We start from the raw sequence: 12,893 nt of genomic DNA on the forward strand, positions 1-12,893 counted from the left end.
AAGGCTCGTCCGCTCAGGGTTAGTCAGGACCTAAGCCGAGGCCGACAGGCGTAGGCGATGGACAACAGGTTGATATTCCTGTACCACCTCTTTATCGTTTGAGCAATGGAGGGACGCAGAAGGATAGAAGAAGCGTGCGATTGGTTGTGCACGTCCAAGCAGTTAGGCTGATAAGTAGGCAAATCCGCTTATCGTGAAGGCTGAGCTGTGATGGGGAAGCTCCTTATGGAGCGAAGTCTTTGATTCCCCGCTGCCAAGAAAAGCTTCTAGCGAGATAAAAGGTGCCTGTACCGCAAACCGACACAGGTAGGCGAGGAGAGAATCCTAAGGTGTGCGAGAGAACTCTGGTTAAGGAACTCGGCAAAATGACCCCGTAACTTCGGGAGAAGGGGTGCTTTCTTAACGGAAAGCCGCAGTGAATAGGCCCAAGCGACTGTTTAGCAAAAACACAGGTCTCTGCGAAGCCGTAAGGCGAAGTATAGGGGCTGACACCTGCCCGGTGCTGGAAGGTTAAGGAGAGGGGTTAGCGTAAGCGAAGCTCTGAACTGAAGCCCCAGTAAACGGCGGCCGTAACTATAACGGTCCTAAGGTAGCGAAATTCCTTGTCGGGTAAGTTCCGACCCGCACGAAAGGTGTAACGATTTGGGCACTGTCTCAACCAGAGACTCGGTGAAATTATAGTACCTGTGAAGATGCAGGTTACCCGCGACAGGACGGAAAGACCCCGTGGAGCTTTACTGTAGCCTGATATTGAATTTTGGTACAATTTGTACAGGATAGGCGGGAGCCTTTGAAACCGGAGCGCTAGCTTCGGTGGAGGCGCTGGTGGGATACCGCCCTGACTGTATTGAAATTCTAACCTACGGGTCTTATCGACCCGGGAGACAGTGTCAGGTGGGCAGTTTGACTGGGGCGGTCGCCTCCTAAAGTGTAACGGAGGCGCCCAAAGGTTCCCTCAGAATGGTTGGAAATCATTCGTAGAGTGCAAAGGCATAAGGGAGCTTGACTGCGAGACCTACAAGTCGAGCAGGGACGAAAGTCGGGCTTAGTGATCCGGTGGTTCCGCATGGAAGGGCCATCGCTCAACGGATAAAAGCTACCCCGGGGATAACAGGCTTATCTCCCCCAAGAGTCCACATCGACGGGGAGGTTTGGCACCTCGATGTCGGCTCATCGCATCCTGGGGCTGTAGTCGGTCCCAAGGGTTGGGCTGTTCGCCCATTAAAGCGGTACGCGAGCTGGGTTCAGAACGTCGTGAGACAGTTCGGTCCCTATCCGTCGTGGGCGTAGGAAATTTGAGAGGAGCTGTCCTTAGTACGAGAGGACCGGGATGGACGCACCGCTGGTGTACCAGTTGTTCTGCCAAGGGCATAGCTGGGTAGCTATGTGCGGAAGGGATAAGTGCTGAAAGCATCTAAGCATGAAGCCCCCCTCAAGATGAGATTTCCCATAGCGTAAGCTAGTAAGATCCCTGAAAGATGATCAGGTTGATAGGTTCGAGGTGGAAGCATGGTGACATGTGGAGCTGACGAATACTAATAGATCGAGGACTTAACCATATAATATGAAGCAAGTGTTATCTAGTTTTGAGAGAATATAAAAACTTGTTGACTTTTCAAGTGAATAAGATATAATAATGATTGTCTCAAATAAATAATGTCTGGTAATGATGGCAGAGAGGTCACACCCGTTCCCATACCGAACACGGAAGTTAAGCTCTCTAGCGCCGATGGTAGTTGGGACCTTGTCCCTGTGAGAGTAGGACGTTGCCAGGCAATATTATTCCGCAGTAGCTCAGCGGTAGAGCTATCGGCTGTTAACCGATCGGTCGTAGGTTCGATTCCTACCTGCGGAGCCATGTGGAGAGCTGTCCGAGTTGGTCGAAGGAGCACGATTGGAAATCGTGTATACGTCATAAGCGTATCAAGGGTTCGAATCCCTTGCTCTCCGCCATTAGGAAATTAGTAATTTTGGCCCGTTGGTCAAGTGGTTAAGACACCGCCCTTTCACGGCGGTAACACGGGTTCGAATCCCGTACGGGTCACCACTTTTGGAGGATTAGCTCAGCTGGGAGAGCACCTGCCTTACAAGCAGGGGGTCGGCGGTTCGATCCCGTCATCCTCCACCATATAAAATATGAATAATATCGTCGCGGGGTGGAGCAGTCTGGTAGCTCGTCGGGCTCATAACCCGAAGGTCGCAGGTTCAAATCCTGTCCCCGCAACCAAATGGTCCCGTGGTGTAGTGGTTAACATGCCTGCCTGTCACGCAGGAGATCGCCGGTTCGACCCCGGTCGGGACCGCCATTTTTAATAAGGCTCGGTAGCTCAGTCGGTAGAGCAGAGGACTGAAAATCCTCGTGTCGGCGGTTCGATTCCGTCCCGAGCCACCATTTTCAACTAAATACGCCGGCTTAGCTCAATTGGTAGAGCAACTGACTTGTAATCAGTAGGTTGGGGGTTCAAGTCCTCTAGCCGGCACCATGTAAGTTTCGGAGGGGTAGCGAAGTGGCTAAACGCGGCGGACTGTAAATCCGCTCCTTCGGGTTCGGCAGTTCGAATCTGCCCCCCTCCACCATTTACATAGGGGCATAGTTTAAAGGTAGAACTGAGGTCTCCAAAACCTCCAGTGTGGGTTCGATTCCTACTGCCCCTGCCAAAACACAACATGGCGGTTGTGGCGAAGTGGTTAACGCACCGGATTGTGGCTCCGGCATTCGTGGGTTCGATTCCCATCAGTCGCCCCATTTTTATTTTTTAAAATTACAAATAAATTAATGGATACTTACATATAATTAAGTAAAACTTCGATGGGCTATAGCCAAGCGGTAAGGCAACGGACTTTGACTCCGTCATGCGCTGGTTCGAATCCAGCTAGCCCAGCCATTTTTGCGGAAGTAGTTCAGTGGTAGAATACAACCTTGCCAAGGTTGGGGTCGCGGGTTCGAATCCCGTCTTCCGCTCCATTTAAATTTAATATGGCGGCATAGCCAAGTGGTAAGGCAGAGGTCTGCAAAACCTTTACCACCGGTTCGAATCCGGTTGCCGCCTTTCTATTGTGCCGATGTGGCGGAATTGGCAGACGCGCACGACTCAAAATCGTGTTCCTTCGGGAGTGTCGGTTCGACCCCGACCATCGGTATCATGTAATGTGATAAAAAGACTCTAACAATTATTGTTAGAGTCTTTTTTCTTTTTCTTGAAATACCTAATATTTCATATGAATCCTGTTTTTCTATACTATTTTTAAGTATTGAAATGTATGTAAGATAGGGGAAGTGAATATGAAGAAAATCATGTACTGGCTAGGCACTATTATAAGTCTAGTGACACTCACAGTCGTGTTAACTTATGGAATATTAAAGGCTACAGATGACTCTGTAGATGGGAAACATACTTATGCAGAGGTACCGAAAAAAGATGACACAAATGGTGCAGAAACAAAAATAGTTAGTGAAAGACTTTACATCACTAACGATTCTTCGGAGCGAGAAGTTATTTCAGCAATGCATAGCATGACTCATCAAAAAGTAAAGGCAGCTCAAAAGTTTGGTGCGATTCCGATGGCAAAAAAGAATGCAGAAAAAATTAGAGATATTATTAATTATAATGACTTTGAAAAGAAAGCAGAGCTCTTGGTAATTGCCGGACGATGGATTGATCGGGATTTTAGTAAAATTATAGATGACCATAACTATTTACGGGAATTTCAAGAGGATAAAGATAGTAAAGCAACAGGTGTAATAGATGCAGTGGAAGAAGAGTACTTCGTATTAACTAAGTTTGGTGATGAAGTTACTAGAGCATGAAATAATCTTGGAGATCTTCCCGAACGGAAATAAAGAAAAATAAAAAACTTCCATGTAGGAAGTTTTTTATTTTGTTAAAAGGTGTTATTTGAGTGTTAAACTCGTAATGAATTAGGAAATTCATGTATAATATAATTTGTTGAATGAACAAAATGAGATTGATTATATTATGTCGGTAATATGAATCAATAATGAACTTTTTACATTTATTTTTAAAAAGTGTTGAATAAACATTGTATTTCATATTAATATTTTTTATGTAGATTTAAAACGGGAAAGAGAGTGGAACAGTATGGGCCGTAAATGGAACAATATTAAAGACAAAAAAGCATCAAAAGATGCAAATACAAGCCGTATATACGCGAAATTTGGACGTGAAATTTATGTGGCAGCAAAACAAGGCGAGCCAGATCCAGAATCAAATCAAGCGCTGAGAGTCGTGTTAGAGCGTGCTAAAACATATAATGTGCCGAGAACGATTATTGATCGTGCGATTGAAAAAGCAAAAGGTGGTTCAGAAGAAAATTATGACGAGCTTCGTTATGAAGGATTTGGACCAAATGGATCTATGGTAATTGTAGATACACTTACAAATAACGTAAACCGTACTGCAGCAGATGTACGAGCTGCATTTAGTAAAAACAGTGGTAACATGGGCGTAAACGGCTCTGTAGCTTACATGTTTGATGCGACAGCTGTTATCGGTCTGGAAGGAAAAACATCAGATGAAGTTCTGGAAATCTTAATGGAAGCAGATGTAGATGCACGTGATATTTTAGAGGAAGAAGATTCTGTTATCGTGTATGCTGAGCCTGATCAATTCCATTCAGTACAATCTGCACTTAAAGATGCAGGGATTGAAGAATTTACAGTTGCAGAATTAACAATGCTTGCACAAAGTGATGTAACACTTCCTGAAGATGTACAAACACAATTCGAAAAAATGATTGATGCATTAGAAGATTTAGAAGATGTACAGCAAGTTTACCACAACGTAGATTTAGGTGAATAACGAAGGAAGAAGACCTTTTCGTTTAACGAAGAGGGTCTTTTTTTTATAAAACCTAAAGGTGTTTTAGAATCTTTAGGGAATATTCTTATATATTGCATTTTAAATGATAGGAATATTCCTTGGAGGAAATGATATGGAACATAAAACACCGAAACACATTGTTGCTGTTTCTGGTTATTTAACAAATGAAAATAATGAGGTTCTCTTAACGAAAGTTCATTGGAGAGCAGATACGTGGGAAATGCCAGGAGGACAAGTAGAAGAGGGAGAAGCTTTAGACCAAGCGGTATGCAGAGAAGTGCTAGAGGAAACCGGTTTAACCGTAAGGCCTATCGGTATTACAGGCGTTTATTATAATGCTTCAATGCATATTTTGTCAGTTGTTTTTAAGGTCGCATATGTGAGTGGGAAAATAAAAATTCAACCTGAGGAAATACAGGATGCAAAATTCGTAGCATTAAGTGAGGAGAATATCGATGAGTATATAACACGCCCACATATGAAATCAAGAACGCTTGATGCGATGAAAGCAAATCAGTTCGTTCCATATGAAACATGGAAAGTAAAGCCTTATGAACTAATAGGGAGATTATAAAAAAGGTTAGTGGTTTGAAAGTATCTCAAACCACTAACCTTTTTTATGTGTAAGCATAGTGGTCTAATATGTGTGGATGAAGGACAAACTATTAAAGGAGTTTAGTTCTTTTGAAATGGAATTTAAAAGATAGTGTTGATTTAAAGAACGTTTGTTCTGTATAATGGTGATACCATTGTATAAAATAAGTTTTCTAGATGTCCAAAAAAATGTAAAATCGTAGATGATATAATAAAAGATAAATGGCTGTATTTGACAGTGCATATAAATAGGAGACTAAAGTATGTTGTGATACAATATATTTTTTATCTAGTTATAGAGTGAAATAGCTTACAACATTGTAAGGTATGTGTAAGAGAAATCGATGGGATATTGTTTTATAAAAAGGTATTCTTAACTTAAGAGTTATATATGCTGTGTGGAAAAGAGGTGTTTAAGATGAAGGAAAAAGTATTATCTAGAGTAAACTATCATCAAAAAGTTGCATTGAATCCAATTACAAAATTTCTTTATAAAGCCATTATTTTATTATTATTATTAAGTTGTACTTTATTGTTTATTGGAAATGTAATGATTGAACGAAGTGATATTAGTAAACTACAAGTACCTGCTAAATTAGAGGTGCCAGAATCATTAACACACGCATTTATTGCGACAGAAGATAAAAGGTTTTATCATCATAACGGTTTAGACTATATAGCGATTATTCGAGCTTCTATTGAAAATATAAAGGCTGGTGGTGTTGTACAAGGCGGAAGTACAATTTCACAACAGCTTTCAAAAAATGCTTTTCTATCTAATGAACGTACATTTTCTCGTAAGTGGAAAGAAATTTTTTATACGAAAAAAATTGAACGCACATTTACTAAAGATGAAATTTTAAAACTGTATGTGAGCAATATTTATTATGGCGAAGGTGCGTGGGGGATCGAAAAAGCAGCAAATTTATACTTTGGTAAAAAGGTGAATCAACTAACATTGAGTGAGAGTGCTATGATGGCTGCTGTAGTAAAAGCACCTGCTTATTATTCACCTGCACAAAATTATGATAAAGCAGTGGAGAGACGGAATGTCGTTTTAAAGTTAATGGAGAAAGAGGGCTATATTAATCATGACGAATATGTGCAAGCTGTAAGTGAGAAATTAGTTATACGCCATGTTATTAAAACAGAGCACTCTATGCAAAAAGCAGCACGTGAAAAAGCGGTAAGTTAAAAGGAGTCCTATGCAAGGGCTTCTTTTTTTGTGAATAAAATATGACAATCAGAGACACAATATTGTCACATTTATTGCGTTTTTGGAATTTATGTGAGCGTGTTCATTGCGTGACCTATATAAGTATTGATATTATGTGTAATGTGTACAACAATGTATACAGAATATGAATTTAAAGAGGAATGTATATGAAATCATCAAACAAAATCATGGCTCTTGGTATTGTTTTTTCTATCGCAGTATTAATTGTAATCGGGACAATTGTTTACAGCATCATAAATGACAAAAAAGATAAAGGGAATGAGATGTTTGCTTATTCTACACAACAATCTTTAGGTAAAGAGGATGCTCCTGTTAAAGTTGTGGAATTTGGAGACTTTAAATGTCCAGCTTGTCGAACTTGGGATGCAACAGTATTACCACGATTAAAAGAAGAATATATCGATAAGGGGAAAGTACAGTTATATTTCATTAACTTCCCGTTTATCGGAAAAGATTCTGATTTAGGTGCTGCTGCTGGTGAAGCGATCTATAAACAAGATAAAGATTCTTTCTGGGTTTTCTATGATGAAATTTATCAAAGACAAAAGAAAGATAGTGAAGAATGGATTACAGAAGAGTTACTTCTTAACATCGTGAAAGAGAAGTTACCGAAAATTAATGTAGAACAATTCAAAAAAGATTTACATAGTAAAGAGATGCAAGAGAAAGTACGTAAAGATTCAGACCGCGCTCAAAAATTAAAAGTTCAAGGTGCACCTTCAGTATATATAAATGGAAATCTTGCAAACCCTGATTTCGATAGTATGAAGAAGGCAATTGATAAAGAATTGAAAAAGTGATGAGTATTTCATCACTTTTTCGACTTTTTTCGATAAAATTCTTGCTTCGACTTTTTTTACATGCTATACTACTTTACATAAGTTATTTCAATATCTTATATGTTTTTCATATTTGCGGGTGTAGTTTAGTGGTAAAACAAGAGCCTTCCAAGCTCTGGTCGAGAGTTCGATTCTCTTCACCCGCTCCAGATATTATTTAATATTTTTCTAATAAATTGTGATCAACGCAGTGTTTCGTTTCTAAGATAAACGAGGCATTGCGTTTTTTAATGTTTGGAAACGTTAATTTTATGTGAAAATAGAAATAAAGAAAATGATTCCGAAGTGAATTGCTAACCAACATATTCGTTAAATAAGGGTATGTATTCATCGGAGGAGGCGGTTAAGCATGGATTTTGAACAGTTAAAACAAGATGTAATAGCGTATAGTAAAACGATTGGCATAGATAAAATAGGTTTTGCAAGTGCATCACCGTTTGAAGAACTAAAGCAGCGTTTAATTCAGCAACAACAATTAAATTATCAGTCTGGATTTGAAGAACCAGATATTGAGAAAAGAACAAATCCACAGTTGTTATTACCTGGAGCGAAATCAATCATTGCGATTGCACTAGCATATCCATCAAAATTAAAAAATGCACCATTAAGTAAACGAGGAGAACGACGAGGAATCTTTTGTCGTGCTTCTTGGGGACAAGATTATCACCTTGTTTTGCGAGATCGTTTGCAGAAATTGGAGGCATATTTAATTGAAAAGCTTCCAGATATAGAAGTGAAATCAATGGTAGATACAGGTGAACTGAGTGACCGTGCTGTTTCAGAGCGTGCCGGTATCGGTTGGAGTGGTAAAAATTGTTCTATTATTACGCCTGAATTTGGCTCTTATGTATACTTAGGTGAAATGATTACGAATGTACCATTTCCTCCTGATCAGCCGATAGAAGATCAATGCGGAAGTTGTACAAAATGTATTGATATTTGCCCGACGGGTGCTTTAATACAGGGGGGGCAGTTAGATTCAAAGAAATGTATCGCATTTTTAACACAAACAAAAGGATTTCTGCCTGAAGAATATCGAGATAAAATTGGAAACCGTATATATGGATGTGATACATGTCAGACGGTTTGTCCGAAAAATAAAGGAATGGATTTTCATAATCATCCTGAAATGGAGCCGGATCCTGAGCTAGTTAAACCGTTATTAACACCACTTTTAACAATTAGTAATCGTGATTTTAAAGAGAAGTATGGGCTCATGTCTGGTTCGTGGAGAGGAAAAAAACCGTTACAACGAAATGCTATTTTAGCACTTGCACATTTTAAAGAAACAGCGGCAATTCCTGATTTAATCGGTGTTATGAAAGGTGACCCAAGACCAGTAATCCGCGGGACAGCAGCATGGGCACTTGGGAAAATTGGTGGAGAGGGCGTAGGCGAAGCTATTGAAAAAGCGATGGAACGTGAGAAAGATGAAGAGGTTCTTCATGAAATGAATCGTGGACTTGAATTGTTAGCACAGAAAAAAGAGTAGATAATATTTCCCTTTTTCATATTGTAATATGGGAGGGAGACTGAATGGCTGTAAAAGTGAATATTGAGAAACAAGTACAACAAATTTTAGCGGTTATAACAGAAAAACGAACAGACGTAGATGGTATATCTGAAGATTTATTACAAATGGTACAGAGGAAGAAACATTTGTTTCAAAAACGTAGTGCGGACATAGTTAAGGCAACTGCAGATATTTCTTTCATTAGGCAATTGAATAGTAGTGATTATCAAGAAGTTGATTATCAATTACATTTTAAATATTTAATTAAGCACAGAGAATTATTTTATATTGAAGAGGAACAATTAAAACGACGCGTTTGTTTAAAAGATAACCGTATAATAGATGATTATGCTATTGAAGTGCGAGAAGAAGTGGCAATTGGTGAAACGATGGAACGGGAAGGGACGAAAGAGAAGTATGGTGCGTATCAATATAACCGTTTAGAAGCGGTTAAATATGCAGAACGCTGGTGGGATGATCGAAATCCCGCGTATCGTAACTTCCCTGATAATTGTACAAATTTTATTTCGCAATGTCTTCACACAGGAGAAGTACCGATGAATGGATATCCTAATATTCGTAAAGGATGGTGGCAAAGGGAAAACCAATGGAGTTGGAGTTGGGCAGTGGCACATTCTTTTTATTGGTATTTGTCGGGGGCTACAGTTGGACTTCGAGCAGAAGCGGTAGAAAAGCCAGAAGACCTAATTCTTGGAGATGTAATTGCTTACGATTTCGAGGATGATGGCAGGTGGAATCATACAACGATTGTTGTAGCAAAAGACGCGGATGGTATGCCACTTGTAAATGCACACTCGGCTAATAGTCGTCGTCGTTATTGGAATTATGAAGATTCTAGTAAATATACACCACAAATGAAATATAAGTTCTTTCATATTATTAATGGGTAGAGATTTTTCGTTCAAGTGGTATAATACGTAGTAGACAAAAAATTGAGGTGAATATCGCGTGGGAGTACATGTTGTTTTATATCAACCAGAAATTCCAGCAAATACAGGGAATATTGCACGTACTTGTGCAGCAACTGGAACAGAGTTACATTTAATTAGACCGCTTGGATTTTCAACGGACGATAAAATGTTAAAACGTGCAGGATTAGATTATTGGCAGCACGTAAAAATTACGTATTATGATTCAATTGAAGAGTTTTATGAGAAAAATAAAGATGGCGAATTCTTCTATTTAACGAAGTATGGTGAGAAAGCTCATACAGCGTTTGATTATAGCAAACGTGAGAAAGATTATTATTTCGTATTTGGAAGAGAAACAAATGGATTGCCAGCTAATGTAATCGAAGAAAACTTCGACCATTGTTTACGCATTCCAATGACGGATAAAGTCCGTTCATTAAACTTATCCAATACAGCGGCAATTTTAATTTATGAAGCTTTCCGTCAGCAAAATTATCCAGGTCTAGATTTAGAAATCGTTTATTAAAAGTCGTCATTTGACGGCTTTTTTCTTTATATAAAAATAAATATGTACTCATACATTTTAAAAAGTCTGCATATTCATATAGAATGAGATATATGAAGAAAAATAAAAGAGATAAGACGGGTTGAGATCAATATGAGAGAACAATGTAACAATCAAAAGACCTTTTTAAGTATGATAGATATGAATTTGATACAACAGGGGCTATTACATGCTATTCAAGATTTAGTATACATTATGAAAGTGAATCCAAATCAAACATTTGAGTATGTATATATAAATGAGAGAGGAATGAATTATGCCAGATTAGATGAAAGTTGTTACGGTAAAAGTTTTAACGAAGTATTGCCTTTAGATATAGCGAGGATATTGCAAGAACAATATGTAACGGTTATGAAAAACGGAAAATCGCACATATTTCGAGATGTAATAACTTTGCCGACAGATGAAATCTTATATTATGAATCTTCATTAAATCCGATATACGATACAGATCATATATGCCAGTTTATTATTTGTATCACAAGAGATATTACAGCACAAGTAGAGGAAAGAAATGAAATAGAGCACAAGCAAATGTTATTTAAATCATTATTAGAATACAATGATGATTCGATTATATCTCTGGATTCTTTTGGGGAAATTATGTATGCAAATCCAGCGACGCACGAAATTTTTGGATATCGGCACCAAGAATTAACAACTCAATCTGTTTTTCAATATATCAATAAGAAGTATGAGAAATCTTTTCGAAGCATATTTAACGAGACGTTGCAGGGGAAAACGAGACAAATCGTTGCAAAGAAGTACGTTCATAAAGATGGATATGAGCTCTATGTTTCTATGAAAGCTATTCCGATTATCGTGAATGATGAAATTATCGGAGTATATATTATTACGAGAGACGTTACAAAAGAAGTATTAAACGAAATGAAAACGGAGTATTTAGCGTATTATGATCAACTGACAGGATTAATGAATCGAATTTCATGTACAAATAAATTAAACGAACTTTTAAATGAAAATAAGAAATTTGCATTTGTTTTTATAGATTTAGATGAGTTTCGTCTTATAAATGATACATTTGGTCATAAAGAAGGTGATCAAGTATTAAAAAGGATTACAAATTGTTTAAGAGATTTACATGTGGAAAATATGCATCTGTTTAGGGAACATGATGATCAATTTGTTATCTTAATAGAAAATATAACAAAAGAACAAGTAGAAGAAATTGTACAAATGGTATTAAAAAAAATTAGTAGGCATTTCGTCATTGAAAAAGAGGATGTCTATTTAAGCGCATCAGTTGGGATTGTAATGGCTCCAGAAGATGGAATAGATGAAAAAACGTTATTTCGCTGTGTTGATGGTGCATTAGAAAAGGCGAAAGAAAAAGGAAAAGGAAATTATCAATTTTATTGTAATGGGTTAAATAATGAACGAGAACAGCAATTTATAATAGAAAATCAGTTGCATCGTGCATTAGAAAAAAAAGAATTTTTCTTATGTTATCAGCCACAAATTAATATTAAGACAGAAAAGATGGCTAGTATGGAGGCTTTAATACGATGGGAAAATAAGGATTTAGGTTATGTTATTCCAGATAAATTTATACCGCTTGCAGAAAGAACAGGCTTTATCGTAAAGCTTGATGAGTGGGTGATGAATCAAGTTTGTAAACAAATACGTGAATGGTTGGATAAAGGATATGAGGTTGTACCTATCGGAGTTAATATTTCAGCTAAACATTTTCGCTCTGTCACATTAATAGAAATGATTACAAGAGCTTTAAAGAAGTATAATGTACCATCTCATTTATTGGTAATAGAAGTTACAGAAGGTGCTCTTATGCATAAAGATTTCTCCAAAAGAGTATTGCTTCAACTAAAAGAGAAAAATTTGAAAATTCATTTAGATGACTTTGGGACAGGATACTCATCTTTAAGCTATTTAAAAACGTATCCAATTGATACATTAAAAATTGATCGTTCTTTTATGGAGGATTTACATAGGGATGAACGTGATGCAAATATTACAGCAGCTATTATTCATCTAGCTCATACTTTAGGATTGAATGTAATTGCCGAAGGTATCGAAACGGCAGAACAAGTCCAATATTTAAAAGAGAAAAATGTATTTTTAGCACAAGGGTACTATTTTAATCGCCCATTATCGATATGTGATGTAGAGAGTATATATTTTAAATGATTTTATAGAATACAAAAAGAAAAGTGAGGTGCTGAAGCACCTCACTTTTTATTTGTACCTGGTTTATCGTTATAGCCAGATGTAAAAATTGCCGTAAGAAACGTGAGTGAAACACCTAAAATCAACAATAATTTCATGATACATCCTCCTTAATTTTTCACTTTATTAATTGAAACTTATGTAAGTTCTATGGAGGCAGAGAAAAG

General features: G+C 37.8%; 9 protein-coding genes, 16 tRNA genes and 2 rRNA genes (1 of these 27 cut by a window edge). All 27 read left to right on the plus strand.

The genetic code is table 11. From position 1 onward, the window contains the following. Nucleotides 1-1,559: ribosomal RNA gene (locus DJ93_RS15495) — 23S ribosomal RNA — on the plus strand (it extends 1,363 nt beyond the left edge of the window). A gap of 100 nt (nt 1,560-1,659) precedes the next feature. Continuing rightward, nucleotides 1,660-1,775: ribosomal RNA gene (gene rrf / locus DJ93_RS15500) — 5S ribosomal RNA — on the plus strand. 8 nt (nt 1,776-1,783) lie between these two features. Further along, a tRNA-Asn gene (locus DJ93_RS15505) sits at nt 1,784-1,858 on the plus strand. A gap of 3 nt (nt 1,859-1,861) precedes the next feature. After that, nucleotides 1,862-1,953: transfer RNA gene (locus DJ93_RS15510), tRNA-Ser, on the plus strand. A 19-nt stretch (nt 1,954-1,972) separates the two neighbouring features. Next, a tRNA-Glu gene (locus DJ93_RS15515) sits at nt 1,973-2,047 on the plus strand. 5 nt (nt 2,048-2,052) lie between these two features. Then, nucleotides 2,053-2,128 (plus strand) — tRNA-Val (locus tag DJ93_RS15520). 22 nt (nt 2,129-2,150) lie between these two features. Next, nucleotides 2,151-2,227: transfer RNA gene (locus tag DJ93_RS15525), tRNA-Met, on the plus strand. 3 nt (nt 2,228-2,230) lie between these two features. After that, a tRNA-Asp gene (locus DJ93_RS15530) sits at nt 2,231-2,306 on the plus strand. A 10-nt stretch (nt 2,307-2,316) separates the two neighbouring features. After that, nucleotides 2,317-2,392, plus strand: a tRNA-Phe gene (locus DJ93_RS15535). A 15-nt stretch (nt 2,393-2,407) separates the two neighbouring features. Then, nucleotides 2,408-2,483 (plus strand) — tRNA-Thr (locus DJ93_RS15540). A gap of 10 nt (nt 2,484-2,493) precedes the next feature. Then, a tRNA-Tyr gene (locus DJ93_RS15545) sits at nt 2,494-2,577 on the plus strand. Nucleotides 2,578-2,584: 7 nt separating this feature from the next. Continuing rightward, nucleotides 2,585-2,658: transfer RNA gene (locus DJ93_RS15550), tRNA-Trp, on the plus strand. A gap of 12 nt (nt 2,659-2,670) precedes the next feature. Next, a tRNA-His gene (locus DJ93_RS15555) sits at nt 2,671-2,746 on the plus strand. Nucleotides 2,747-2,810: 64 nt separating this feature from the next. Continuing rightward, nucleotides 2,811-2,885: transfer RNA gene (locus DJ93_RS15560), tRNA-Gln, on the plus strand. Between the two features lie 5 nt (nt 2,886-2,890). Continuing rightward, nucleotides 2,891-2,965, plus strand: a tRNA-Gly gene (locus DJ93_RS15565). Between the two features lie 14 nt (nt 2,966-2,979). Next, nucleotides 2,980-3,050: transfer RNA gene (locus tag DJ93_RS15570), tRNA-Cys, on the plus strand. 9 nt (nt 3,051-3,059) lie between these two features. Continuing rightward, nucleotides 3,060-3,141 (plus strand) — tRNA-Leu (locus tag DJ93_RS15575). A 154-nt stretch (nt 3,142-3,295) separates the two neighbouring features. Next, nucleotides 3,296-3,808 (plus strand): DUF6241 domain-containing protein, encoded by a 513-nt coding sequence (locus tag DJ93_RS15580; RefSeq protein ID WP_241484286.1) that lies wholly within the window; start codon nt 3,296-3,298, stop codon nt 3,806-3,808. Nucleotides 3,809-4,100: 292 nt separating this feature from the next. Continuing rightward, on the plus strand, nt 4,101-4,820 hold the full coding sequence (locus tag DJ93_RS15585) for a YebC/PmpR family DNA-binding transcriptional regulator (protein WP_042981771.1): 720 nt from the start codon (nt 4,101-4,103) through the stop codon (nt 4,818-4,820). 133 nt (nt 4,821-4,953) lie between these two features. After that, entirely contained in the window at nt 4,954-5,415 is a 462-nt protein-coding gene (locus DJ93_RS15590; RefSeq protein WP_042981772.1) for an NUDIX hydrolase, read from the plus strand. 438 nt (nt 5,416-5,853) lie between these two features. Then, nucleotides 5,854-6,630 (plus strand): transglycosylase domain-containing protein, encoded by a 777-nt coding sequence (locus DJ93_RS15595; RefSeq protein WP_042981773.1) that lies wholly within the window; start codon nt 5,854-5,856, stop codon nt 6,628-6,630. A gap of 188 nt (nt 6,631-6,818) precedes the next feature. Then, nucleotides 6,819-7,472, plus strand: a complete 654-nt coding sequence (locus DJ93_RS15600) for a DsbA family protein (RefSeq protein ID WP_042981774.1) — start codon at nt 6,819-6,821, stop codon at nt 7,470-7,472. Nucleotides 7,473-7,586: 114 nt separating this feature from the next. After that, nucleotides 7,587-7,660, plus strand: a tRNA-Gly gene (locus DJ93_RS15605). 200 nt (nt 7,661-7,860) lie between these two features. After that, nucleotides 7,861-9,003, plus strand: coding sequence for a tRNA epoxyqueuosine(34) reductase QueG (queG, locus tag DJ93_RS15610; RefSeq protein WP_042981776.1), 1,143 nt, complete (start codon nt 7,861-7,863; stop codon nt 9,001-9,003). A 44-nt stretch (nt 9,004-9,047) separates the two neighbouring features. Further along, a complete protein-coding gene (locus tag DJ93_RS15615; protein ID WP_042981777.1) occupies nt 9,048-9,935 on the plus strand; it encodes an amidase domain-containing protein in 888 nt (295 codons plus the stop codon). A 58-nt stretch (nt 9,936-9,993) separates the two neighbouring features. Next, nucleotides 9,994-10,482 (plus strand): tRNA (uridine(34)/cytosine(34)/5-carboxymethylaminomethyluridine(34)-2'-O)-methyltransferase TrmL, encoded by a 489-nt coding sequence (gene trmL, locus DJ93_RS15620; RefSeq protein ID WP_000538147.1) that lies wholly within the window; start codon nt 9,994-9,996, stop codon nt 10,480-10,482. Nucleotides 10,483-10,614: 132 nt separating this feature from the next. After that, the gene (locus DJ93_RS15625) at nt 10,615-12,687 is read left to right on the plus strand and encodes a sensor domain-containing protein (RefSeq protein ID WP_042981778.1); all 2,073 of its coding nucleotides are present in this window, start codon (nt 10,615-10,617) and stop codon (nt 12,685-12,687) included. The last annotated feature ends 206 nt before the right edge of the window (nt 12,688-12,893 follow it).

The organism is Bacillus clarus (assembly GCF_000746925.1).
In the GTDB taxonomy this organism is placed as follows: Bacteria; Bacillota; Bacilli; order Bacillales; family Bacillaceae_G; genus Bacillus_A; species Bacillus_A clarus.